This is a genomic window from Leclercia sp. UBA2479, assembly GCF_002341985.1.
GTDB lineage: Bacteria > Pseudomonadota > Gammaproteobacteria > Enterobacterales > Enterobacteriaceae > Enterobacter > Enterobacter pneumoniae.
Genome location: NZ_DDPB01000003.1, coordinates 220083 through 244602, shown reverse-complemented (window position 1 = coordinate 244602; position 24520 = coordinate 220083). Strand labels below are relative to the sequence as shown.

Sequence of the window (24520 nt, the reverse complement as noted above, 5' to 3'; positions counted from 1 at the left end):
TCACTCCTCCTTAAGCGGTTGCAGGGTCAGGCGGTTATTGCTGGCTTCAATAATGCGAGGTTTATCCGGGTCGAGGTCGTCGCGGGTGAGGACCAGACGCCATGTATCGTTCGCCTGGTCCGGCGACATAAACATCCCCGCCACCGCGACAAACTGCGCCGCCTCTTCCAGCGGCATGTCCAGCGTCACGGATTCTCCAGGACGAAGACGGATATCTTTTTCGGCCACCAGGTCAGCTTTAATGGCCTGGCTGTCATCGGCAAACAGCGACGGATAATCGGTGCTGTCGAATGCCTTGCGCTCTTTCAGCTGGTAAATGCGTACGACCGTCGCCAGCGATGCCCCTTTCGCGTTGTTATTTACCCCCGAGCGCGCCTGAATATCCAGATGCAGGGTTTTAACCTGTTTGTAAAAAATGGAGCGGGTCATTGAGACCGTCCCGTCTTTTACCGTTTGCGTCAGCCCGCAGCCGGTTAAGGCCGTGGCGAGTGTTAATGCCAGCAGCGTAGCGGTGGTGTTACCAGCGGTAATCGCCATCTTCATCGCTCTCCCTTCGGTGAATATTTTCCTGAACGCGCTGATAACGGCCCAGGTGAATGGTGATAACGTCATTATTGTTTTGCTGCGCATTGAGCGGCCGCAGTACCGCCGTCCGTCCGATCTGGCTCCCCTGGACGTCATTGCACGCCAGCCGGGCATCCGGCAGCAGATGCCGCGCCACGCACAGCTGCATCCGCACGTCCAGATGCGATCCCAGATAGACATGCAGCAGCGCCATCAGATCGCCGTGCAGCTCCCCGCCGGGCAGCCAGCCGCGCACCTCTTCGGGGTTATCTGAGGTCAACTGCAACAGCACCTGACCATTCACGTCTGTCCCGTGCGTGCCCATAACAGGGCGAATCCGCAGGCCAATCGGCCGCTGCGTACTCATGGTGAGCGGATGCTTCAGCTCGATGCGGCAACGGTCGTGGGGATACACCGTCGCACGGGTATCCGGTGCCAGGAGTTGAACCAGCGCAGCGATCCCCTCCGCCGTGCGTCCCGGTAGCAACATGACCGGCAGCAGCGCCAGAAAGCGCGACAGCGGCGTGGCGGTATTGTCCGCACAACCGGGTATCCCCAGCCCCGCCAGCCCAAGCAGATACTGCGAGGTATTGTCTGTGCCGCCCGCCTCAAAGGTCGCCGGATAAGAGTACTTCCGCCAGATACGGTAATACTGGGCGATCAGCCGATGGTTGAAGATATCGAGAAAATCGCGTGTAGCTTCAACTCCCTCCCGCCGCTGGGCGATATCGTCGATATAGTGCGTCGGCAGCGGCGATTCGACGCCGTACAGGCCCATAAAGGTGATATTGACCGATGGCGGCAGATGCGTATGTTCCGGTTCCGGCTCCGTCAGCCCCCTTATTTCACTGGCCGGAAACCCCATCCCCGGATGCGGGCGGAAACGGACAGGCTCCTGACGTGGCTGCCAGTCGCTGCCGGGCACCGGCGCATCCGGTTGACTCTGTTCAAGCAACCGGCAGAAGCGGTAAAAATTCATGTACGGCAGTTGGGGCCGTACCCTTTCCATCATCCGGGCAGGCGCGGACTGTGATTCTCTTTCCACCGGATACACTTCCCTTCAGGCTGAACAATCAGCGTGAGCTGGTTAAACTGGTTCATGTCGGCGTACAGGGCAAAAAAGCGGTTGAGCATTTCACCAAACAGGTGGATGTCGCCTTCACCCGTAAAGCCGTTGCTGTCGAGCGTCACTTCCACGTCCAGACCCCGCAGCAGAAACCCCTCTTCGAAACGCTGAATACGGTGGTGCCTGACGTCCAGAATGGCGTCCAGGCGACGGTTGTTTAACTCATCGTCCCGCCAGTTATAGAGCGACAGCGTGCCGCGCAGCACATCCGCGCTGCTCATCATATTCAGAAAGCGGGTTCCCAGATGGCTCATCACCCGCCAGTGGAAACGATCTTCCGCAGGAGGGTAGGCCGGGAGCGTCGGCTTACACAGGTTGCGCACGATTAGCGGCGTTTCGGAGACCTGTTCACAGCGGTCAAGCAGCGTGCTTTGCAGCGCCCGGCGCGGCAGCTGGCCGTTGGTGCCGGTGATACGCAACGACACGGTTTCCCGGGCTATTTCCCGGTCAGCCTCCCACTGCTGGCCGCCGAGGATCAGCCAGGTATCGTGCATGCCGTTCACGCCCCGCTTCACGCGAGTGTGGAAATAGCGTTCCGGCGCATGGCGGCGCATCATCCCGCCCTGATGACGGAAGCTGGTGAACGGCACATAGCGCGCATCCCCGGTACGCCCGGAGCCGGTAACGCTGTCAACGGAGTAAATCTCGGTGTGCCCGTCCTGCAGGCGCTTCGGACGCAGCAGATACTCGCTTTCCAGCCCGCTGATAGTCAGCGGATCGGCCTCAAGCATGAACAGGTTAATCACCGGAACGCAGTGCAGGCGCAGGGTGTCGCGGGTCACCGGCAAATCGCTCTGCCAGACCTGGCTGAACACCACTTCGATATCAACATGTTCTGTCCCCGACGGCAGTGTGATGTTTTCCAGGCCGTTAAGGTGCACGAACATAAATTTTTCACGAAACGTGAAATACTCCAGCAGCAACTGATACCCGCTAAACGCACTGCCCGCTTTGGGCCACAGGCCATCTTCATCGCCAAAGCCGCCTGGCGAGAAGTAACCGTCGAACGCTATGCGATCTGTCTGTCCCGGCAAATGCAGGTAAAGACTGGCCTGGCGTTTGGTCAGCCACAGGTGCAGGGCGCTGCCCGTCACGACCTCTTCCCCGAGATACAACGGCAGTCGGCGCAGATCGACCTGCGACCAGTCGGCCTGGCCGCTGCAAGTGAAGCGTAACCGCAGGACTGAACGTCCGTCCGGCTCTGTGGTCATCACCACGTCTGACACCACCAGCGGGTTGAGCCTAAGATCACGGGTGGTGCGGTAGCGGCAAACGGTATTTTTCTGCCCCACCGGGCGGGACGAGATTTCCAGCCCGGCGGGAATGACTTCGCTCATCTTCATCGCCGCAACGTCCGGGCTGAACGCCACAATCGACAGCGACGGAATGGTGCGCATGTAGTGTGGCCACAGCATGCTGACCAGCCCTTCCGTCAGCTCCGGCAGGTCGTCATCAATTTTCTCGCGCAGACGGCCCATCGAGAAGGCAAACCCTTCAAACAGGCGCTCGACGTACGGGTCTGGCGTACCGGCCTTATCAAGATCCAGCATCGCCGCCCGGTCCGGGTGGGTTTGCGCGAACTCCTTTGCCGCCTCGCGCAGGTAGCGCATTTCGGCGTCAAAATAACGCAGGGTTAAATCTTCCATTTATTTTCTCAGCGTCAAGAGTGTGTACGTCAGCCACATAGTACTGCGGCTTTTACCGGATCAATTGCAACCAGCCCTGCCAGCAGCAACTCCATTTCCGGATTCAGACGCGCCTTATCCGCCTCGCTACGTCCTGCTTTCATGCGCAGCAGTTGCAGGCGGCGGGCTTTTACTTCAAACAGAAGCCCGGGTTCCCACTGGGTGAGCGTGACGGCTGTCGCCCCGTCGTCCAGCTCACCCAAAAGGTGCAGCGCCAGCTCATTTTTGCCCGTCTGCTCGGCGACTCTCGCCTTCAACAGACGCAGCAGCCAGCGGTTGCGCCTTGAGGTGATGCCAGGGCGATTTTGCAGCCACGCCAGCGCAGCCTCCGTCCCTTCGCTATCGGCAAGGGCTAAGGCTTCTGTCTCAAGCTGCAGAATGTCCTCATCGCCCACTGCGGGAGAAGCCCCGAGCGTGTGTGCCTCAGACCAGCCTGTCGTACTCTCCTGCACTTGCTGTTGGATCCAGTTAAGCGTCACTTCGTCGGCAAATGGCGTACCGTCGTTAAATGCCAGCGTCTCCAGCCCCGTCAGACGTGAGAGAAACCCTTTCAGGTCAGCCTGGATAATGGCCGCCTCGTGTTCACGGCCTGATTTGACCAGCGCCTGATGCAGATACCACTGCACATCCAGCCACAGATGGTTGGCCCCGCGTGACAGCAGGCTGTCCGACTCCTCCATCAATTCCCGCCAGCTCTGCTGCAAATACAGGCGTTTCAGAAGCGCCCGCTGGTCAGGTTTCGGCGGCTCAATGCGGGTTCTGCCGTCCGCCAGGAGAGGCGGTAGCTGGTGAAGCGTATCGTGGCGAAGGTTTTTTATTAAACGATGAGCGGACAGCCAGCCTTCCGGCTGGTTTCTCAGGTAATTAGCCAGCACTCGCGCCTGCGCCAGCAGCTCCTGCCCTGACGTGATACCGCCCAGCAGGGGCACGTTCGCGTCCGTCATGGCTGTATGACCAGTATCGCTAACGTTTTGGGGCACCACGGCCTCCGGGCCGCCGGATTTTTGCAGGCGCGTTTCCAGCGCGGTGTAAAGCCCGGCCGGTAAAACGATTTCTCCTGCCTGCTCCAGCAGTAACAGCGCACCGGCAATACGCAGAGTATCGGCATTGTTGACTTCCGGGTAACGTGCGAGGCTGTCGAGCATTCTGGCGCTGGCAAGCCATTCGAACGCCCCCAGGCGACTGCGCTCGCGCTGCGGATGCAGTTGTACGCCATAACGCAGCACTAATGCTGCCATCAGCTCAAGACCGTCTGCCAGGCCCACCTCACCATCGCGGTGCAGGCGTGCCCAGGCGTAATAAGAGACCACGCGAATATCTTTGGTTGTGGTGGTCAGCAGTTTTTCGGCAAGCTGACAGACCCGATCCGTATCTGCGCCAGAGAGTTTGTTTACCTCCTCTCGCATCTGCTGAAAATCATCATCGTAGCCCGGGTCTTCCCCGACTGGATTATCAACTGATACCGGTTGCAGCCAGTTTTCCCATAGCGACAGACGCTGTTGCGTCCGCGCAGCCACATCATCCGCATTGGCCTGGCAGGCGCTAATCAATGTCTCAACCGTCGCCATCAGAATCTTTCCTCACTATTGCCTTCGTCCTCTGTCGGGTACGCCGCAACAGATGCGTTGACGTTGAATATGGCCTCCGGCAGGCTAAAGTTACGTAACTTCAACAGTGCCAGCGGCCCTTCTCCCGCTTCGGTGCGCAGGGTATAGTTCAGCGGCCTGCCATCCTGAGCCTGCCAGCTCAGACTCCAGCTACTGCCCGTTCCCGGGTAGGCGCTGACCGTGGCTTTGTCCAGCAGCCGTATCCAGCCCCATGCGCCGGACATATCGGCGTACTGCCGCGTTCCGGCCTGGGTACTGATCCAGCTCAGGGCCGCGCCCGGGGCTTCCGTATCCGCAGGCCAGGTGAATCGCTTCCAGGCGGGCATCTGGTTCATATAACTCAGCTTTTGGCTGTCAATCACCAGCGTGGTTTGCATAACGCCATCAGCCGTGCCGGGGCGGATCTCAAAGGAAAGCCCGGCCTCGCCGTTGATAAACACCACATCGGAGAGGTGGCTCAGGGTATCGACCGCGCGAATGAAGGCCAGATTAAAGGTTAACCCCTGAGCGTTTATGCTGTCCGGCACCCAGTGACTTCCTTCTTTATGCAGTACGCCATTTAGCCGGGTCTGCAGAAACTGCGTAATGCGTCCGGAATCGGCATTGAGGTATTTCGCCAGCAGCGGCAGGGATACCTCGCTGCTGACATCCTTAAACGGATACCTGCCGCCAAATGCCGTGTTCCAGTCCGCGACCACCGCGCTTTGCCACTAGGCATTGAGGCTTTCCGCTGCCGGGGTCAGCACCTGCTGCCAGGCCTGTTCCATGGGGCGAACGAATACCGTCTGCCCGAAGCCGCTCCACTCCTGGCCCAGTCCCGCCGCCACCAGACTGCCGTAGTCCCGGGTTTCGGTTAAATCCACCGCCTTTCCCTGGAACACCGTCTGAGCCAGCGCCTGGGTCATCGCCTGCGGATCGGTGGCATTGGTCACCTGCTGTAGGCGCAGGCGCACCTGAGTCACGCGAGTCAGGAAGGTTTGCAGGCTGAGGTCCGAATTGTCGGTCCCTTTCGTCTGACTGCCCATCAGCGCCAGTACCGGCCCAAAGGTTGCATCGAGCGGGCCATGTGCACCGACCTGCTGGTCGATGGCGGGTTGCTCATCGCGGTTAAACAGGTTTTTCGCCGATTTGACCAGCGAATCGGATATTGCCTCCCCGGTCTGCCCGGTGCGTCCCTGTACGCTCAGGGTGTTCATCAGAGCTACCAGCGGCGACTGACGCACATCGGCCATCAGGGTCAACTGGTCAATAGCGTCCGACAGCGTGGCTGCCGGCTGAAGCCGCAGGCTATTGAGGAAGTCGAGCCAGACGCCGCCAAAATCAGCAAAGTAGCGTTCCGTCAGGCGCGCTTTCAGCGCGTCCGGGGAGGTCTGCTGTGTGGCTGGCTGTTTAGTGTCGCTCAGTACCCAGTCCATTTCATCGCGACGCTCCCTGACGACCTTTTCAATGGCGGGCTGCACCGCCTGCTCCCACGCCTGCCGGGTGAACATCCCCGGCACCACTTCACTGGTCGTGAACAGGCGTGACGCATCCGTATCGCCGGTCATGTCCGACAGGCGCATGTCTGCATACTGGTTTGCCACCTGCGCGAGCATCTTCTGGTACAGCGTGGATTCGCTATTACGCATCCCCATCTGGTGGATCAGCAGCGTCCGTGCCTGGCTAATCAGCCCTTCATCAGGATGCAATCGCCACTGCGGATGGGTCACCAGATTGGCGCCGTAGAACCGAAGCAGCGATGTGCCGCTTCCCTGCCAGATGCCGTCTTTCACACCCGAACGCTGCGACCAGTCCTGCATCAGCAGGCCGGAAAACCAGGCGGCGTCCATTCGCTCCGGTCGGGCCAGCATCAGGTACAGTTTCAACTGGTCGTAAGCGGTTTTGGTCATCTTCTCGCGTAGAGGGCTGTCCGGCGGTAGCAGCACGAAGGCGCTCAGCTGTTTCTGAAGATGAGTAGCCGCCGCATCGCGCAGCAGCGGTATCGCATTTTCGCCGTAGCGCGGCAGCAAGGCCGCCAGGAGTTCATCATTCTGGCTAAGGCCGCCGCGGGCGTACCACGGCGCACCGTGTTCCGCGCGATACTGAAGGCGGGAAAGGGTTTTCTGCAGTTCCGAAAGCGCCTGCAGACGCGCAGCCAGCGGCTGATTGTCTGCGGAGGCCTGTTGAACTTGCTCCTGTGCGGACGCTACCAGACTGCGGTTGGCGGTGAAGGAGACCATCATCGAAATGCCCCATCCCACCATCAATACAATGACCGCACCCAGGAGTATTTTTGGAGCGCTGATGCCGGGCTTACGCGGGCGCAGGCCCTCCGGGAGCGACTGCACCGAATCAGTAATAATGTCCCAGCGGTTATCCTTACCCCAGTGGTGTTTCACGCTGCGCGCGGCTCCCGCTGACGGCGGGCTGAACACCACGCCTGCCAGCGGGAGTGGACGGTATGGATTGAGCAGAATCGACAGCGGCCCTGCCACCGTTTCCGGCATGCGTGAGAGCTGGTCGGCCAGATTCAACAGGAAATTATGCTGGACCTTCGTGCATATCTGCTGAATACCCTGTGCAATAAGAGCAGGTGTCAGGGTGGCAAGCTGATTGCTTAGCCCTTCCGGGCGACTGCCAGATGGCAGCAGAAAACCAACGGGCTGGGTGATCCGATCGGCCTGCTGCCCGGCGCGGGTATGCAGGGACCAGACGTACAGCGGCAGTTGCCAGCCCAGGGCAGCATAACGCGCACTGAGCGACGCGGCGAGGCTGTCCATCGCATCTGGCGAGAGTGCCGGCGCGTCGTTTTCTGCCTGTAGTTCCAGTTGTGACGTGACCCACACGATGCCGTCCACCGGGCGGCGGCGCAGTTTACGCAAGGCTGCCAGCCAGTCGGTGTCTGCCGGGGTCTTCAGGTCACCGCCCCACAAAAGCAGCGTGCCTTGATCTTCCTGCCAAAGCTCCTGCGTGAGGTTTGGGGTGAGTTGTTCGATGTCAGCGACGCTGCCGGTCACGAGCAGGATGCGGAGCTTGCGGGACCAAGTGCGGCCATACTGGTAGCGCATAGCCTGGCGGATTTCATTCGATGGCAGTGAAACAAATGAATTAACTTTCGTTGTTGCTTTCTGAATTCCTCTACTGGCCAGAATATTCTCTGGATTGTAAATGTGTTGCTCCTTTCTAAACTTTCGCCGCAACCAGAATGGAAATACAATCACACCAGATAATAACCCGGAAAATACCCCTCCCCAGATCATCCATGCCGTCGGCACCGTCACACCAAACACAACCACTCTGTTCTGATTAAGGAACAGTAACAACGCACATATTCCGGCGAGACCGATTATCAGAATAATATATCCAGTAATACTGTAGCGGTTCTCAGCTATTAGTTTTTTCGCCGTCATAAAAATAACTCCTGAGCAACCAGACAAAACGAATATCCTTTTCCTTTCTGACAGGAAATGAGCAATTGTATTTCACCTGTATTTACGGCGGCATCAACCATCAACGCAACAGAGACAGGGAATGATAGTGGTCCACTGGGGCCAAATGTATGATCAAGTAAATGGCAGGGGAGCTTCGCCGGCAGTTCCCACGGCAGATCTGCGGCATACTGAATAATGTTCACCCGATCATCACCGTCAGTGCCCGTCAACCAGACATGACGTAACCGTATATCAGTTAATCTACTGTACTCACACAAAATATCCAGACCTTCACTTAGGGAATCAGAAGACAAAACCCGTCCAACCCCGGCTATAATCGGTAATTTATGTTCTGAAGCGAATGAAACTGATGTGATAATCTGTGCAGAAATAGACTCACTGTGTTTTTTGTTATTATCAGTAAACCAGTCCTGAATGCAAAGCAAAAGAATAAGTCCCTTCGATTCTGCTTCAGACTGGACATCATCTACTGAGTTAATATATTCAGGATACAAATCCCACTGTTCATAAACAGCTTTACTGACAGAGTGTTGCATGCGCATATCAGGAAGAAGTATTTGGATCGAGAAAAGAAAGTGACGATAACCTGGGCATTGCCTTTCTGAATGAATATCAATATATTTCAGTCGGTTATACAACCCTATAAGGGTGACATGTAATGGGCGGGGTTTGCAAGGATAAGCGGGTATATCCGCATAATCCCCAAGCAAAGCACTTACTCCTTCTTTTTCTGGTGTCAAAACCACATTGCTCACAATCCCCCATTGCTGCATACACCAGTTTTGCCAATATAGTTTTATACGTTCTGACTCTTTATTCCATAGCAGCGCATTGTTGACAGATTGCTCATAACGGTGCCAGGTTATCCCATAGAAGCATAGCCAGATCAAAAACGCAGGTAGTGCTCCATAAAGAATTACCTCTCCGTAACTGGTCGCTCTGCCCACAAAAACTAACAGCGCTCCCCCGGTAATCACCATAAGAAAAAGCATCCCTCCCCACTTTTTATTCACAGGACGAGAGACGGGATGTTTCACTGGAATATCAGGAACAGGCCATTGCATAATTATGACTCAATACTGTTTTCGGCATAAGAACTAATGACACGGCAACCGCATTCGCATAAGCAATTATCCACAACTACAGACACTCCTTCTTCTGATGTTGTAGAATCACCTTCAATAATACGGTTTGGTCCATGTTCTGGACAGGATATCAAGTCACCAACCAGTGCGACCTGAACACCGCTAATAAACATTGTGGAAGACGCTGAAATAACTTTACCACCGTGTGTGGTTGAATCTCCAAGACAGACTAATGCTGGCATAGTCTTTCCTTTTTTTTAAAAAGCATTCGGGCGCAAACGTATTGTATGTGTTATCGCATCCCAGAAAGCAATGAGTTCTTCCTGCGAATAAGGTAAAGGAGTTTGAGGAAAATTGTTTAATTCTACCGTCAATTCAGGATTGTTATAACTGGTCGTTTTTTCATTAATATAAAGACCGAAACTATATCTGGGTTTACTATCCGGTGGTTGTGGTGCCATCATCAGCATTTCTTCGACGTACAGTCCGTTAACATCGAAAGCCCCCTTCCTGACAATACGACCATTCACCTGCGCGAGATCATGCTCAATTTGTCCGGTTCGCTGTAGTACAGCGTCACTCCCTTTTGTGAAATTATCCATATTCAAAGAAACTTTTAATCCACGAATCTCATCACTCAAATAATTACGATAAATATCCTCCTGTTCCTGAGCATATTTATCAGTAGCGATAAAAGCATCGGCAACGCAACTCCCAGGGATCTTTGGAATTTCGTCTTCCTGTCTGCCCGTTATCCGTGAAAGCAGATTATTCATTCTGTCAATATCACGGACAACAAAATTCTGAATTGGATCGCCATCTCTTTCTTTTTCGTAGCGTGGAGACGAGTCATTATAAGTTCTTTTTAGCAATTTAATAGCTACACCATTTGTGTATAAATAAGATTCTATCATTTGTACAGCATCCGGGGTAATAAGGCTTTCATTCCGTTGAAACATTATCCCTTTCAATCCATCTGGTAACTTCCAGACTTTTTTCAGATAAGGGCCATCCTGAGGTTCCACTACTGTTTCATTTCTTAATTCTTTTTCGCGCCGTTGAATGAACTGCAGGAATGCAGGATAATACATACGTTTGGTTGAAATAAATGATCTTCTCCTTCGATCATCATCAGGCATATTAATAGTTGTATCCCAACTATCCGGATCCTCTAACCGCTGAGAATCCCGATATGGTAAGAATGATGCGGGCAAGTCAATTAAGTAACGTCCAACACAGCGAGTTTTCATTTCTTTCAACATTTTTTCCACATTTGCCTCCTGGCGGGACGTAAGATTTTCCTTTGGGGGATAGGGTCGGTTATACCACCAAAGTATCGCACCAGCAGAAATAATAAAAAAAGCAACACTTAAATTTTTATTAATCTTCATAGACCAACCCTGTATTTTTTATGTCTTGCGCAATTTTAAGAATGGCCCTCAAGGTAAACCAGCGCGACTCCTCGCTTTTATAGGCACCTTCGTGATCCACACTAAATCCTGCCTGTGATTTAAGACCTGGAGCCTTAAAAATGGCTCCGCATACTGGAACCGTACCATCGCCGTCAGCATCCGGTGGTAAAAGCTCAAGTTTATTGTACTGATGCTCACCATCCTCAGCAATCAACCCGACAAATCTGGTTGTTTTATTACTCACGTGTGGTGGATAAAATATAACACCACTATCGGCAATTCCTCTGTTGTTATTTTTTATACTGCGGTTAATGGAAAATACTTCCTCAAACTAAATAGCATTAGAACGAATACGTGTGGTTTCAATAATTTTCTGCCAAAGATAATGAATCTCTTTTTCTGATAAGTGCTGATCAGGTAATGGACCATGCATCATATTGACGCGTAAAAAAGGAGATTTATAATCACCATGTTTTTCATTTATATTTAGAATAAAATTGTGCCCACTAAGAACATCATCCCCCTGGCCTACCGTCAACCACTCCTCTGCTTCTAGTCCATTTATTTTTTTATAACCTTTCATTATTGTTCTCATTTTTTCTCTGGATAACACACTCGATATATCAGAACTACGCTCTAACATTGAATGGTCCTCCTGAAGAAAATTATTAGTCTCAATATTCACGTATACATTTGAATTAGCACTAGATTGATAAGAAAAAGAAACTTCTTCTTTTTCATCACTGGTCCCTTCGATTATGCCATTGGGTATGCACAAGCCTTTGCTCTTAGGTATAACATCTGCTTCGCGCCCTTGTAATCTTCCCAGAAATGAAATCATACTATGAACCTTTTTATCGACATTATTATAATAAACATCTGGTTCATTATTACGCTCTTCTGCATAGCGCTCCCCATCAGCATTAACAGCATCGATTATTAATTTAAAGGCTACTCCATTATCATATACATGTCCTTCTAAATTCCGAAATGCATCTGGAGCAACTTCACTGCTTGCATACTCAAATATTACACCATTCATTCCAGCGGGCAATTTATAAATTTTTTTTAAGAACGGAGAATTTATCGTATGAATTGGTTTTAACTCCTGCAATTCTTTTTCTCTTAGTCGGATTCGTTGTTCAAATGCTGGAAGATACATTCGCTGAGTTTCTATTTGTTTATCATTTATCATAGTTAACCCGCCTTTAAAAACAAAATCCTCAGGAAGATCAATTAAATACCTTCCAATACAACGTGGAGTATAATTACCCATTTTCTCATCCATAACCTTACGCTCATTTGCAGTTAACTGTTCTGTAGGCACCGGTGATTTTGGCCAAAACAAAACCGTAGCTATAGTTATAACAATCAATAGCATAACTGAAAGATTTTTTTTAGTATGCATCGTGATAACTCAAAGAGGTTTGTTTTATTTCTTGTACTATTTTTATGATTGCCCATAAAGTATAAACTTGCGCATCTGGATCTGTATAGGCTGGTTCATGCGCCACGGACAATTTACAACGCGAACGTAAATATCTATCCGGTATTTTAGAAGAACGAACAGGAACTGTACCATCACCTAAATCAGTTGGATCAGCAATTTTGTACTCCTGGTATATTCCAGTTTTCCAACCGCCCCCGCCTAACGGTGTTGCCACCGTTCTACTTGTAAAAATCTCTTCACCTTCTTTCCCTAATGCTCGCCCATCCAAAGGAAACCTTCTCTGATTCCTCGCTAATCTTTCATCCAGGTAATTTGTACTACCTTCCCAAATTAAATCTCCCAAGGTAGGAGTTGAACCTCCATAAAAAGAATGAGTACAATTGTGATAACATCCACTCAATGCTTCTATTACTGGTTGAACTTTTTCATCCATCATTCTTCTATATGATTGCCAGGCATTATCAATCTGTTCTTTATTTGATGTTTTAACATTTGGATCAATCAAGTTTTCTTCACATAAACTCCACCAATACCCACGAACCTTATATATTTCCACAAATGGATTCAAATTTGGCTTTTGATATATTTGCTCTCCATCCTTAATCTTAAACCAGTTTCGGCCATATTCAATACCAGGCAATAACTGCAGTGGGCCTGGTGATTGAGAAAGAACAGCTGTCATTTCTGCAGCATTTCCCCCAGCAACCAAAGATACAGCCTTTCCTTTGACCCCTTCATACTCCATCCCTGCTTTCATACGTCGATAGGCTGAAGCAGCCCCTATCGCTGGCAGCACTCCATGCACCACCCCCAAAATAAGATTATTACCTTTTTTCAATTCAGAACAATATCGTGCAACCAATCCTCCCATCGAGTGGGTTACCAAAATAACCTTTTCACACATTTTATTTAAATCTTTATAGGACTGTATAATTTCAATTATTTTCGAAAGCAATATTTCCGATGAAGGCACAATGCTATCAAGCCAGTTATACCCCACTACATGTACAGGATATAAATACTTATAACTAAGACTCACTTCATCTTTTCCCAATGGTTCCTCACCTAATTCGAGATTAAGATTCATACCTATAAGTCTTGTTCGTAAATCTTCTTTTGCATTGTCGAAATCATCAAGAGCAGATTGTAACCACGGCAAAAACTGCCCATAACTCAAATAAGAGACCTCTCCCCATCCACGCTTACGCCGTGAAATAAAATGGCAGTCTGCTAAATCTTTATCAATTTTGCCACCAGGGTCCACTACAACTTTATTTGGATCTAATTTTTGCCGTCTATCCTTGGGACCTCGGAAAAACCATTTAGCGACAGTTTTGTTATCATCTAATCGCCAAAGAGCATCAGAAGGTCCATTCCCATTTTTTGTCATTAAATTACTACCCATAACACCAGGTAGGAAAATTACAGGAATAACTCTATCAGGCGTTTTATAAATTACCGCTTTGGCATCCTTCTCTTTTGCATCCATTACTATAGAGTGACCCCGAAGAATACTTTCATGATTATCCCAAGATACATTACTCATCTCTTAGTCCTTATCCTCTAAATACGCTTTTAACAATTCAGCATTGATTCCTGATTGCTTTGGAGCACTTCCTGAACCTGAGGTTGTAAGTTTCTGTTCGGTTCCATCTTCACTAACTAATCTGATCAACTGTCCTGCAATAGGGGCATCATCATACGGCCAGCGCACTTCCGGTGTAATAGCAAAATCTGCGCTATCCCACTGCTGGGCCGCTTCACTAATACTCTGACCACTGAATTTCTGCCATACCGCACCACGCTCAATTATTTTATCTGGCGCTGCACACTCAACCGTCCCATCAGCGATCCGAATATACCCACCACCACTGGTCAGGATAATTTCCTTTTTCGCACTAATTATTATTTTTCCCTTACTACTGCTAACCCGGATATCCTTCAGTGCATCCAGCGTCATTTCATCTCCCTGAGCCTGTATCTCCACTTTACCTTTACTGGCAAACAGTTTGATACCTAGCTTCTGGGCATAAAGACTGATTCGCTCGCCAGCTGCCACTGTCAGTTTCTTCATGATGCTGAAATCGGTATTACCACCACTCGTGGCAATGATATTTTCACCGGCAGATAATTGCAGAGATTTTGGTGTAACCTGCGCTATCCCCGCAGGAGCGGACAGTAACAATGCAGATTTTTTAAGCTCTGTCAGAGCCTCGCTGAGTAAGGTTTTCTGGATCTGCATGTCAGCCAGTTCTGCTTTCGCCGTTTCTGCCGCACTGCTCAAAGACTCTACCAGACTCTGAGCCTGCTGCAGCTGGTTAAGAGCCGCAGCCATATCCAGCATTACCCCTTCGGCTGATTGCTGTATATCTGCGCTGATAAAAATCCCCTTCCCACTACGTATGGCTCCCCACGAGTCAGTTCTCAGCTCAAATCCTTCTCCCCGAAGTGTCCGCCCGGCATCCACGTTATGCCCCAGGTTCAGCTGCGTCTTGCCGCCGTACTCGGTACTGAGCTTGATATGCTCCTCGCCGCGTTTGTCTTCCATCCGCAGTTTGTTGTTCGCCGGCGTGCGGATCACGTTGCGGGTACTGTTCTTCTCCGTGACATGGTCGACATGGCGGGAGTCGTGCAGGGCATGGGCGATATACGGCCGGTCAGGGTCGCCCTCATGAAACGCTATTGCCACTTCCGTCCCCTGAATTAACGGGAAGTGGAAGCCGTACACATCACCGCCGTAGGGTTTGGCGAGGCGCACCGGCATACTCTCCTGGCCCTGCGACTTGTCATCCCGGTCGGCATCAAACTTCACCCGGTACAGGCCGGACGCATCCTGCCAGGCGTAGATGTCGTTAGCCTTTGCGCTGGTGACGCGCGCGGTCATGGTGCCGGTCACTTTCGGGCGCGGCAGCAGTGGCGGACGCCAGCACAACGTTTCGCTGTACGGGACCGCCAGCAGGGTTACCTGGAGTGCATCCCTGCGGCTGGCAGTGAATCCGACAGCGGTAAGCAGTAACGGACCCTGAAGCATCTCTGGCAGCATCGGCGGCAGGCTGTCGGTGAGGGTCAGTACCTGAGCCGGGGCAAGCGTCACATCCGTGCTTTTACCGGTGATTCGAACCTGATCCGCCAGAAAACGCTCATGGTCAAGACGTGCATAGAAGTTGGCGGTTTCCGCCTGCGGGTCAATTTTATCGCCGCGCTCAAGGTGGCGCAGCCGGTAGTGATACACCTCGCCGTAGTTCATCCCTTCCCCGTCGCCCCGCGTCATATCGGCAGGGGCGGACTGGAGTACGCTTTGCGCGTCACGGTGGTTGTAATCTTTCGTGGTGACGTTCGCTTCCACCACGTTGTGTGAGACGTTGAGCCCCCACACCGAATCCGTGCCGCTGTCACTCATCCCGGACGGACTATTTACTGGCAACATTTTACCAAACATCAGCGCACGCTGTGCGTCGGCAAAGTGTACTACTTCCGACTGCGTCTCCTCCTGGAGAGTGAACCAGTAAAATATCCCCACCTCGGCCAGCAAACGCTGAATAAAGGTAAGGTCGCTCTCCTGATACTGGTTTATCTGCTCACGCTTCGGGTAGTTCTGTTTGAGATTGAACTCGTACTTCCAGCCGTGCAGGCCGTGTTCTTGCAATACCTGCTCCACCACTTCCGGGACGGATTTGTTAACAAAAAAACGGTGAGTACGGAACTGCCGGCCCAAAAGCGCAAAAAACGGTTCAACGAGAATCTGGTAAGTAGACTGATCTGCTGAGCCACTGATACGTCGAAAATGTGTCACGGTGCCATGGATCACCTTCATTCCAGTCATGGCAGCCAGGGAGCCTGTTCCCATTGAGAGAGTGGCAGACTTATTCAGTAACTGTTCTGCAGAAATATCGTGGTCAACACTGGTGAAACGAATGGTGTACAGATACAACGCACTCATACATTCGCGGCCACTGAACTCTTCTACGTCCAGAGGTGACGTGCAGGACGGGATATCAAGGCGATAACGGTTAAGCGAAGATGTGAGAGTTTCAGAAAGCGTGTTTTTTAGACTCATGGCTCTGATTCCAGATTAATAAACTTTGCGCAATAAAAGACAGTTCAGGATCTGTTTTTATTGTGGGGATAATTCACCATATGGACGCGCAATCTCCCTGTCGGTGAGTTGCAGGTTATAAGCACGCTTGTTTTTCATGCCGACCCCGACAACTATCTTTCTGGCGACCCTGTCATCTTTATTAGTGTTGGAAACCAGAAGATATTCGACGATGAACTCCCCATCGTCTGCAAAGCGATAAAAAGAGGGGGATATACATAAACGGCCGTCGCTAATAATAAGCGCTGGATTAAATATGAATTTCTTATCCTTCGGTGGCATCCCTCGTAAATTTATCGCGATATCGTAAAGTCGGTAGCCATCTGAAGAAGCAATGGAGAAACAAACATCATTCCCGGAGGAGTACACGCTCGCGGTTTCATCAAACTGCGTCCTGTCTCCTGGGCCTGGGCATCCCATCAGGAGGAGTGAACCTCCCACTAGCAGGGCACAACGGTACCAGGTGCGAATACGATTTCTCATTACCATGGGAACCCCCTCAGACAGTGTTTATATTTCTCTCTGATAATTACTTCAGGGATATTATCATCGCAGGTGATTACCGGTTCTTTTCCTTGACGCAAGCGGTTCCATAAATAATATCCGCAATTGTCCAGTACAAATTGGTCGGCAATAATCTGGGCCTGCTGCTCCATGGGATATTCGCTTAACAGCCTGCCATCCAGGGTATATCGGTAATTTACCAGCCAACTGCCCAGCCCCCGGGCAATAACATTCATTCCATGGCCGCGTTGCCAGACATGACTCATCTCATGAATAAAAAGGTGCTGGAAATCGTCTACCGATTGGGAAAAATCTTTATGGTATAACGGTAGCCGAAAATAGATCTCTCCATTCGGAGACATTGCCGTATGGTTATCCTGAAGACCAAAAGGCAGATAGCTGTCGCAGTGGATCCAAACTTTGTTATAGGGAATTGTGGACATGAAGACGGATTTTGCCAGTTTGATTTCTCCTGGCGTCAGTAACCGTAATGTCCCTTCCTTTTTATTCTCTTTTTTTTCGTCCTTTTTTGCATCATGGATAGTCATCATTCACCTGCCTGCTGCAACTCAATGACTATCCCCACTTCCTCATCCCATCCCAGCGCCAGGCTCTGCGGCTTGTTACCCGCCGCCATATGTGTCAGCAGTTGCTGACTCAGCACCGGCAAAATCTGCTGGTTCAGCAGGCTGTCGATGTTGCGCGCGCCGGTGTCCGGCAGCAGGCAGGCACCGGTCAGCGCGTCCAGCAGGCCGTCCGCAATGACGGTTTTCATGCCGTAGTGGCGCGCCAGGCGTTTGCTCACCTGGTTCAGCTTCATGCCGACGATGGTGCGCATGGCCGGTTGTGTCAGCGGGCGGTAAATCACCGTCTGGAAGCGCGCTAGCAGTGCGGGCTGGAAGTGGTCACGCAGGATGGGGCGCAGCAGCTCGTGCAGGCTCCCGTCGCTGGCATCCGGCTGTTCCTCGAGCATCTCCATAAGAGGGTCGCTGCCGAGGTTCGAGGTCATCAGGATGACCGTGTTGCGGAAGTCAATTTCGCGCCCCTCGCCGTCGCGCATAAAGCCCCGGTCAAACACCTGGTAGAACAGGTTCATCACGTCCCGGTGCGCTTTCTCGACTTCATCGAGCAGCACCACGCTGTACGGGCGCTTGCGCACAGCTTCGGTGAGAATGCCGCCCTGGCCGTAGCCCACGTAGCCCGGCGGGGAGCCCTTGAGCTGGCTGACGGTGTGCGGCTCCTGGTACTCGGAGAGGTTTATCGTAATCAGCGATTTCTCACCGCCGAACAGTTCGTCGGCCAGCGCCTGTGCGGTCTCGGTTTTTCCCGTCCCGCTCGGCCCGACCAGCAGGAACACACCCTGCGGGCCGTTCTCCGGCGCAAGGCCAGTTTTTGCGGCGCGCAGGCGCTGAGCAATGGCGTTCAGCGCCGCGTCCTGGCCCACCACGCGCCTGGCCAGGTTATCCTCCAGGCTCAGCAGTTCTGTCTGCTCGTCCTTCATTAATGAGGAGAGCGGCACGCCGGTCCAGTCGGCAATCACCGTTGCCACGGTGCGGGCGTCCACGTCCAGGCCCAGCAGCGGGCTACCGTTCTGCACGCCGGTGAGCTGCTGCTGCAGGTCTGCGATTTCAGCGTGGCGGGAGATGTCCTGACGGCAGGCCAGCAACTGCTCCGTGAGCCTCAGCTCCTCTCCGTACTGGGTTTCCAGCGCATCGAGTTCGAGGATGATACCTATCTCTTCCTGTTCAATCGTCGCCAGACGTTCGCCGTGGCTGTTATTCCCGACCGCAATATCTTCCAACAGCGCCTGCTTTTCCATTCCCAGCGCGGTCAGCTGCGCTTTCAGGCGGGTTAGCGGCTCCGGCACGGTGTCGAGGCTCATGCGAATCCGCGCCGAGGCGGTATCTAGTAAATCTACCGCCTTGTCCGGCAGTTGGCGGCCCGTAAGGTAACGGCGGGAAAGCGTGACGGCGGCGCGTACCGCTTCGTCGGTTATGTGCACGCCGTGATGTTCAGCGTAGCGGGATTTCAGACCTCGCAGCATCAGGCAGGCGGTGTCGTCGTCTGGCTCGTCGACTTTGACCATCTGGAAGCGGCGCTCCAGCGCGGTGTCGCGCTCAAAATACTGTTTGTACTCGCTCCAGGTAGTGGCGGCGATGGTTCTGAGCTCCCCGCGCGCCAGAGGCGCTTTCAGCAGGTTGGCTGCGTCCGCACCGCCCGCCTGGTTACCCGCCCCGATGATGGTGTGGGCCTCGTCAATGAAAAGGAGAACAGGCAGCGGGGACTGCTGCACCGCCTCAATAATGTTTTTCAGGCGCTGCTCAAACTCCCCCTTCACGCCCGCGCCCGCCTGCAGCAGGCCGAGGTCGAGGGTGCGCACACCGACGGGTTTCAGGCTCTCCGGGACGTTGCCTTCGGCAATGCGCAGCGCCAGCCCCTCCACCAGGGCGGTCTTGCCGACACCCGGCTCGCCGACCAGAATCGGGTTGTTCTTGCGGCGTCTTGAGAGAATGTCCACCATCTGACGGATTTCATTGTCGCGGCCGAACACCGGGTCGATTTTGCCGTCGCGGGCGCGGGCAGTGACGTCAAGGGTGAACTTGTCCAGCACGTTCTGCAGGGCCGGGCTGAGCTCCCCTTCATTTATATCCGCAATCACCGGGCGGCCAACAAACTCCACGTCACCGCCGCTGCTCAGGGAAGCCTCCTCCTGCACCTCTTCCCGCTCGTCGGACTGCGTATCCAGCAGCCCACGCAGGCGCTCAAGTTGGCTCTGCCCGGTGGTGGTCAGCGGCCACAGGCCGTCGCAGCGCAGGAGCGAAGGCTTTTCCACCACCGCCATCAGCAGGTGCTGGCTGCGGATGTGCGTCTCCCCCGCCAGCGAGGCGTGCAGCCACGCGTTCTGCATCAGGGTCTGCAAACCGTCCGAGAGCTGCGGACGGCTGCGCACCGAACGCGGAAGTGTCTCCAGGAATGCCAGCAGATCCTGCCATATCGCCTCCATGTTCCACTCGTAGCGGCGGGCAATCACCATGATGTCGCCCTCGCCCTGCTCCAGCAGCTTCAGCAGCCAGTGCTCGGGGAGGATTTCAGCGTGCGCCCGGGTCTGACACAAGGAGGCAGCCCCTTCCATCGCACGGGCGCAGTAAGGGTTTAGACGACGTAGCAGGATGGCTGGATTTTCCATGAGATTCTCTCTTTGTCAGTTCCGGGCACGCTACCGCCCCTCGCTGTTGACTTACCAAAGCGCATCAGGTCAGGCAGGCAGATTGTGTGTTCTTTGCTGAGCGTCCGTTATGGCAGGCGCTCAGCAAAAAAAAGCAGACGGAAAACCGTCTGCCAGGGTAATTACGCAGTAGTACGCTCGTTCCACGAGTCAGAATGAATGATGTTGCCGTCTTTATAGGTCCAGGTGATTTTTTCGTAGCGCAGCTCAATCTGTTCCAGATGGTTGTGCTTCTCGAAGGAGGGATCTTTGACGTCGTGCATCAGCGGGTTCACTTTCACCACCTTCACGTTTTCCAGTCTGGTGTTGAAGTACTCCACTTCCTGGCCCGCGTCGTTGATTTTGTACCACTTGAATTCGGCCGATTTTAGGGTCTGACCGGTGGTCACCGCCTTATACAGGTACGGGCTGGAGGAGTCGATTTCCTTGGTGAACAGGAAGGGGGTGTGGATACGCGTGCCGGTCAGCTTGCCGGTGTTGTTGTCGGTCGGGATGTACAGGTTATGCTCCTGCGCCACCACTTCGATGCTGCCCTCACGGTCTTTCACATCCACGGAACCTTTAATGTCCGCGCCGCCGTCGTCCTTGAGCCACAGATAAACAGGAATTGCCATGTTATTTCTCCATTTCATTTTTTAATGCGCCATCATCCTGCGATGACGCACGGGTGTTGCCCGGCATCTGGCAGGCGTTCGCCTGCGGAACCAGACTGATTTCGACACGGCGGTTCAGCGTCCGGCCTTCCGACGTGTCGTTGGTAGCGACTGGACGGCTTTCGCCATAGCCCTGCACCGCAAAACAGCTCTCCGGCACGTCGCCGGTGTCGCGCATCCAGTCGCGCACCGATTCCGCGCGTTTAAGGGAAAGCAGCTGGTTGGACTTGTCATCACCGGTGCTGTCGGTATGGCCCGCCACCACAATCAGCCAGCCGGGTTTCGCCTTGATGCCGACCAGCGAGTTCACCAGTAGCTTCGTGGAACCCGGCTTCAGCGCCCACCTGCCGGTGTCGAACAGCGACATGCTGTCGAGGCGGATCGTCTGCGGTCCCTTCACGATCTGCTTGATGATCGGGCGAGGCGGAGGTGGCGGCGTCCAGTCGTTTATGGCTGCCTCCACAGACGGGATCAGACGCATCCCCTGATACAGCCCCAGACCGTAGCGCAGCGGCTCGCCGCGACGCAGCCAGTCATCAAGCAGGCGGCTATCGGCGCGAAGACGCTGCTGAGCCTGCAGTTTTGGCTCAGGGGGCGTACCGCTGAGGCGGTAATAGACGGCAAGGTGATCGCCAACGCTGCGGACCAGCCGCTGGTTGTTAATAAAGGAAGCCAGCATCGCCAGCGCGAGGAAAACAAAACAGACGCCCCCAGCCAGACGTATATCCTGCATCCTGCGACTGACACCCTGGCGGCGCGGCAGGTACGGGAGAAGGACATCCGGGAGAGAAAGCATTTCCGACACGGGTGCACTGTCCGGGGCGAGCGTGGTGATCTCCCCTATTTGCTGCTGCCAGGGATTATCCGCAGCGGCAGAGACCGGCGTCAGGCTGATACCGCAGGCGCAGAGTGTCAGGGCCGGAAGTTCGGCCTGTCGGGTACTCAGCGGCGGGCTAATATGACGCTCCGTCAGCGCAAGCACGCTGTCCAGCCAGAGCGCGTGGTAGAGCCAGTAAACGTGACCGGTGGCCTCACGCTGCCAGTCCTCAACCGGAAGCGGAACATGGCTACTCTGACGCACCCGCACTCCCGACAGGTCTGGCGTCACGGTAAACCAGCGCTCCTCTTGCGGGCATTCGCCGTCCGGCGGCGTTACCCAGACTGTGCTCCAGACCGGCGGCAGGCCATTCAGCCACGCGCGGCACAGCGCAATGCTTCGCCGCCATCCGCGCAGCGACTGCGCCAGCCCCTCTTCTGAATGATGCTGCTCCGGCACGACCGCCAGCAGTACCGAAACCTGGGGTATCAGGTCAGGACGGGCGTTCGCCAGATGCTGGGCCAGCAACGGCAGTTGCTCAGCATTCTCTACCCGCAGATACCAGCCCTGGCGCGTTTCCCGATGCGCCAGACCCTGCGAAAACAGCGATGCGGTATCGCCACAGACGAATACCACTGCCCCCTGAAATTCCTCGGGCGGCAGATTGTTCTCTTCGCGCTGCTCACGGGCCGCAGATAGACGCCGAAACCGTCGCCACTGCCGCCATAGCACCGCGCCGCCCGTCAGTAAAATACACAGGCAGAGGGCAAACCTGCTCCCGCCGGAAAGCGGCCAGAAACCCAGGAACAGCCACAGCGCCAGTACAGTAGCGAGCATCGTCAGTACTACCCGGGATAATTCACGCATCCCTTATCCCTGCCCTGCAATATGTGACACCATCTGCGCCAGTACTGAGGAAAAGGTGAACCACAGCGCCACCAGCACCACAAAGCCTGCCGCCCAGCCCAGCCAGTAGAGCCTGCGTCCACTGCGCAGCCCTGGTGCCTTGACCACCACAGGCGAATCCTGCGTCAGGGTAAAGGGCGGGACATGCTCGCTGAGCGCACGGATGACGTCCTCGCGCCGCTCGTCATCTTGCGCACGGTATTCGCCGACAAAACCGAGCTGTAACGTCCGGTACAGGCAGGTCAGTACCGCAACATCCGGCGCGGGTTCCCGCAGGATGAGGCGGATGCGCTCCCACAGCTCTTCACCCGCGTTCAGGGTGCTAAAAAACCGGGCCTGCAACGGATCTTTACGCCACCTGCGGTAGCCATCATCCTGCCTGTCACGGTTGAGCACGCTCTCATCCAGCAGGGCGCAGTAGGCATATAACATCCGGTCACAGCTCAGCTCGCTGAAGCCCGCCTGAGTCAGAGACTCGCGGGCATCCTTCACCCACCGGCAGGCGCGGCGGTAAAGCGCCTCGCCGTCCTGTATCTCATGGCCACTTCGCAACTGGCTGACCATCAGCCAGCCTGGATAAAACGTTTGGTTAATCAGGTCTATATCCGGGGTATTCATGAGCGCAGCACCGCAAAGAGTTCAAGTTTCACGTCACCCAGCGATTGCGGCGTGTAGAAGGTGCAGTTTCCTGCTTCCAGCATGGCGCGGGCCGCATCGGTGGACAGGTCAAGCGCAAAGTACTGGTTCTCCAGACGCAGCGGGATAGCCGCAGGGACATGGCTCAGCGGTTTAATGACCATGCCGCTCAGGGCGATATTGACCACCTCAGACACATCGTCATGGCTGCCTGCTTTACACAGCTGCGGGAAGCGGGTCTGCAGTTCGTGGTTTGGCATGGAAGAACGCACGGAGAGATAGAAATCCGCGCCTTCGCGCAGCCGCGCATCGTGCAGTTTTCCGCGCCAGATTTCCTGGTCCTCACCCTGTTCCAGCGCAATGGCGATAACCCGCGACGGCAGGCTGGCCTCCAGAAGATGGTCCAGAAGGGTAAACAGCGGCGGAAACACCCGCTCCGGCGCGTCGTGCCGGTAAGGAGGTATATCGTCGGCGTTGTGCTCGAGAGAAAACGTCAACAGGCTGCCGGCAAGCCGTGCCAGCTCCCGATACAGCAGTTCAGGGTGGCGTGTCGGCGTCTGGTGCAGCTCTGTCAGCACGGGCTCGGCGCTATTTAGGGCATTAAGCAGCCAGAACAGGGAAACGTCCGCCACGGCGAAATCCGCCATCCGCTCATTGCTTTCACGTCGCATCGACATCAGACGCTTACGTCGTGCTGACAGGCGGTGCAGGAGATCCCTGAGTTCACCCGTCAGGACGGGACTGGCCTCCAGCGACAGTAGCGGTGGGATAAATTCGGCATCCCGAACCCACTGCCCCTGCGTATTGCGGGTAAGCCTCGCCACCGGGCAGGTCAGGTACGCGCTGTTTTCCTGAGTGGACAGCCGCAGCGTCAGCGCATGACGCAGTACCGCCAGATCGCTACGTTCATGACCGGCAAGCTCCTGAACCGTCACCCGCTCAGACATCCAGCGACGAGGACGGGCGCTGTCGCGCCCGTCATCCAGATTACCGCCGTTCGCGCTGAGCAGGGGCAGACACAGCAGCAGCTCCACACTCTCTTGCCCCACTGCGGACACATCACATACCGGCGGCAGGTTATCCGCCAGATCCGTGTCCACCAACGTTCCGTCGGCAAAACGTACCGCCAGACGCGTGGCATTGAGGCGGGAGAGCGACAGTGCGCTGTCGTCAAACTCAGCGCACAGCACACCCCAGGGATGCGCCAGCGCCATTCGCGCGACGTTATCAGCAACGTGCGCATCCCAGCGGGCCTGCTGCTGGAACTGTTGCGGGGCCAGAAACGCCCCGTCACTCCATAACGGACGATAAATTTTCATCCC

The 24520-nt window shown here is 54.3% G+C and carries 18 protein-coding genes and 1 pseudogene; all 19 read right to left on the bottom strand.

The features are described 5' to 3' along the window. Entirely contained in the window at positions 1 to 537 is a 537-nt protein-coding gene (gene tssJ, locus B3B59_RS02980) for a type VI secretion system lipoprotein TssJ (protein ID WP_263616236.1), read from the bottom strand. Beyond that, positions 518 to 1573, bottom strand: a complete 1056-nt coding sequence (tssG, locus tag B3B59_RS02975; RefSeq protein ID WP_286808074.1) for a type VI secretion system baseplate subunit TssG — start codon at positions 1571 to 1573, stop codon at positions 518 to 520. The genes tssJ and tssG overlap by 20 nt, the downstream gene beginning before the upstream one ends. Then, on the bottom strand, positions 1573 to 3336 hold the full coding sequence (tssF, locus tag B3B59_RS02970; RefSeq protein WP_286808061.1) for a type VI secretion system baseplate subunit TssF: 1764 nt from the start codon (positions 3334 to 3336) through the stop codon (positions 1573 to 1575). The genes tssG and tssF overlap by 1 nt, the downstream gene beginning before the upstream one ends. A gap of 29 nt (positions 3337 to 3365) precedes the next feature. Then, positions 3366 to 4943 carry a type VI secretion system protein TssA gene (gene tssA / locus B3B59_RS02965; protein WP_286808059.1) on the bottom strand — a complete coding sequence of 526 codons (1578 nt, stop codon included), beginning with the start codon at positions 4941 to 4943 and terminating at the stop codon, positions 3366 to 3368. Further along, positions 4943 to 8221, bottom strand: a pseudogene (locus B3B59_RS02960) (ImcF-related family protein). Before B3B59_RS02960 ends, tssA begins: the two are co-directional and overlap by 1 nt. Positions 8222 to 8367: 146 nt before the next feature. Continuing rightward, entirely contained in the window at positions 8368 to 9477 is a 1110-nt protein-coding gene (locus B3B59_RS02955; protein WP_286808058.1) for a hypothetical protein, read from the bottom strand. A 2-nt stretch (positions 9478 to 9479) separates the two neighbouring features. Continuing rightward, positions 9480 to 9740, bottom strand: coding sequence for a PAAR domain-containing protein (locus B3B59_RS02950; protein ID WP_212477972.1), 261 nt, complete (start codon positions 9738 to 9740; stop codon positions 9480 to 9482). Between the two features lie 15 nt (positions 9741 to 9755). Further along, a complete protein-coding gene (locus tag B3B59_RS02945) occupies positions 9756 to 10889 on the bottom strand; it encodes a T6SS immunity protein Tli4 family protein (protein ID WP_286808056.1) in 1134 nt (377 codons plus the stop codon). Further along, entirely contained in the window at positions 10879 to 11154 is a 276-nt protein-coding gene (locus tag B3B59_RS02940; RefSeq protein WP_286808055.1) for a hypothetical protein, read from the bottom strand. Before B3B59_RS02940 ends, B3B59_RS02945 begins: the two co-directional genes overlap by 11 nt. An 87-nt stretch (positions 11155 to 11241) precedes the next feature. Then, positions 11242 to 12318: a T6SS immunity protein Tli4 family protein gene (locus tag B3B59_RS02935; protein ID WP_286808054.1), complete on the bottom strand. Its 1077-nt coding sequence runs from the start codon at positions 12316 to 12318 to the stop codon at positions 11242 to 11244. Beyond that, a complete protein-coding gene (locus B3B59_RS02930) occupies positions 12308 to 13906 on the bottom strand; it encodes an esterase/lipase family protein (RefSeq protein ID WP_286808053.1) in 1599 nt (532 codons plus the stop codon). The genes B3B59_RS02935 and B3B59_RS02930 overlap by 11 nt, the downstream gene beginning before the upstream one ends. A 3-nt stretch (positions 13907 to 13909) precedes the next feature. Continuing rightward, positions 13910 to 16417, bottom strand: a complete 2508-nt coding sequence (locus tag B3B59_RS02925; protein WP_286808052.1) for a type VI secretion system Vgr family protein — start codon at positions 16415 to 16417, stop codon at positions 13910 to 13912. A 57-nt stretch (positions 16418 to 16474) separates the two neighbouring features. Further along, positions 16475 to 16945 (bottom strand): putative T6SS immunity periplasmic lipoprotein, encoded by a 471-nt coding sequence (locus B3B59_RS02920; RefSeq protein WP_286808050.1) that lies wholly within the window; start codon positions 16943 to 16945, stop codon positions 16475 to 16477. Beyond that, on the bottom strand, positions 16939 to 17511 hold the full coding sequence (locus B3B59_RS02915; protein ID WP_286808049.1) for a type IV secretion protein Rhs: 573 nt from the start codon (positions 17509 to 17511) through the stop codon (positions 16939 to 16941). Before B3B59_RS02915 ends, B3B59_RS02920 begins: the two co-directional genes overlap by 7 nt. Beyond that, on the bottom strand, positions 17508 to 20147 hold the full coding sequence (gene tssH / locus B3B59_RS02910) for a type VI secretion system ATPase TssH (RefSeq protein ID WP_286808048.1): 2640 nt from the start codon (positions 20145 to 20147) through the stop codon (positions 17508 to 17510). The genes B3B59_RS02915 and tssH overlap by 4 nt, the downstream gene beginning before the upstream one ends. A gap of 161 nt (positions 20148 to 20308) precedes the next feature. Beyond that, complete coding sequence (gene hcp / locus B3B59_RS02905; RefSeq protein ID WP_233802084.1) at positions 20309 to 20800, bottom strand: type VI secretion system effector Hcp; 492 nt, start codon at positions 20798 to 20800, stop codon at positions 20309 to 20311. Position 20801: 1 nt separating this feature from the next. Further along, entirely contained in the window at positions 20802 to 22523 is a 1722-nt protein-coding gene (locus B3B59_RS02900; protein WP_286808047.1) for an OmpA family protein, read from the bottom strand. 3 nt (positions 22524 to 22526) lie between these two features. Beyond that, positions 22527 to 23180, bottom strand: a complete 654-nt coding sequence (gene tssL / locus B3B59_RS02895) for a type VI secretion system protein TssL, short form (RefSeq protein WP_286808046.1) — start codon at positions 23178 to 23180, stop codon at positions 22527 to 22529. Next, complete coding sequence (gene tssK / locus B3B59_RS02890; RefSeq protein WP_286808045.1) at positions 23177 to 24517, bottom strand: type VI secretion system baseplate subunit TssK; 1341 nt, start codon at positions 24515 to 24517, stop codon at positions 23177 to 23179. The genes tssL and tssK overlap by 4 nt, the downstream gene beginning before the upstream one ends. Positions 24518 to 24520: the final 3 nt, after the last annotated feature.

Coding starts and splice junctions, on each gene's coding strand:
- tssJ (WP_263616236.1), bottom strand. CDS start 537: ATGGCGATTACCGCTGGTAACACCACCGCTACGCTGCTGGCATTAACA.
- tssG (WP_286808074.1), bottom strand. CDS start 1,573: ATGGAAAGGGTACGGCCCCAACTGCCGTACATGAATTTTTACCGCTTC.
- tssF (WP_286808061.1), bottom strand. CDS start 3,336: ATGGAAGATTTAACCCTGCGTTATTTTGACGCCGAAATGCGCTACCTG.
- tssA (WP_286808059.1), bottom strand. CDS start 4,943: ATGGCGACGGTTGAGACATTGATTAGCGCCTGCCAGGCCAATGCGGAT.
- B3B59_RS02955 (WP_286808058.1), bottom strand. CDS start 9,477: ATGCAATGGCCTGTTCCTGATATTCCAGTGAAACATCCCGTCTCTCGT.
- B3B59_RS02950 (WP_212477972.1), bottom strand. CDS start 9,740: ATGCCAGCATTAGTCTGTCTTGGAGATTCAACCACACACGGTGGTAAA.
- B3B59_RS02945 (WP_286808056.1), bottom strand. CDS start 10,889: ATGAAGATTAATAAAAATTTAAGTGTTGCTTTTTTTATTATTTCTGCT.
- B3B59_RS02935 (WP_286808054.1), bottom strand. CDS start 12,318: ATGCATACTAAAAAAAATCTTTCAGTTATGCTATTGATTGTTATAACT.
- B3B59_RS02930 (WP_286808053.1), bottom strand. CDS start 13,906: ATGAGTAATGTATCTTGGGATAATCATGAAAGTATTCTTCGGGGTCAC.
- B3B59_RS02925 (WP_286808052.1), bottom strand. CDS start 16,417: ATGAGTCTAAAAAACACGCTTTCTGAAACTCTCACATCTTCGCTTAAC.
- B3B59_RS02920 (WP_286808050.1), bottom strand. CDS start 16,945: ATGGTAATGAGAAATCGTATTCGCACCTGGTACCGTTGTGCCCTGCTA.
- B3B59_RS02915 (WP_286808049.1), bottom strand. CDS start 17,511: ATGATGACTATCCATGATGCAAAAAAGGACGAAAAAAAAGAGAATAAA.
- tssH (WP_286808048.1), bottom strand. CDS start 20,147: ATGGAAAATCCAGCCATCCTGCTACGTCGTCTAAACCCTTACTGCGCC.
- hcp (WP_233802084.1), bottom strand. CDS start 20,800: ATGGCAATTCCTGTTTATCTGTGGCTCAAGGACGACGGCGGCGCGGAC.
- B3B59_RS02900 (WP_286808047.1), bottom strand. CDS start 22,523: ATGCGTGAATTATCCCGGGTAGTACTGACGATGCTCGCTACTGTACTG.
- tssL (WP_286808046.1), bottom strand. CDS start 23,180: ATGAATACCCCGGATATAGACCTGATTAACCAAACGTTTTATCCAGGC.
- tssK (WP_286808045.1), bottom strand. CDS start 24,517: ATGAAAATTTATCGTCCGTTATGGAGTGACGGGGCGTTTCTGGCCCCG.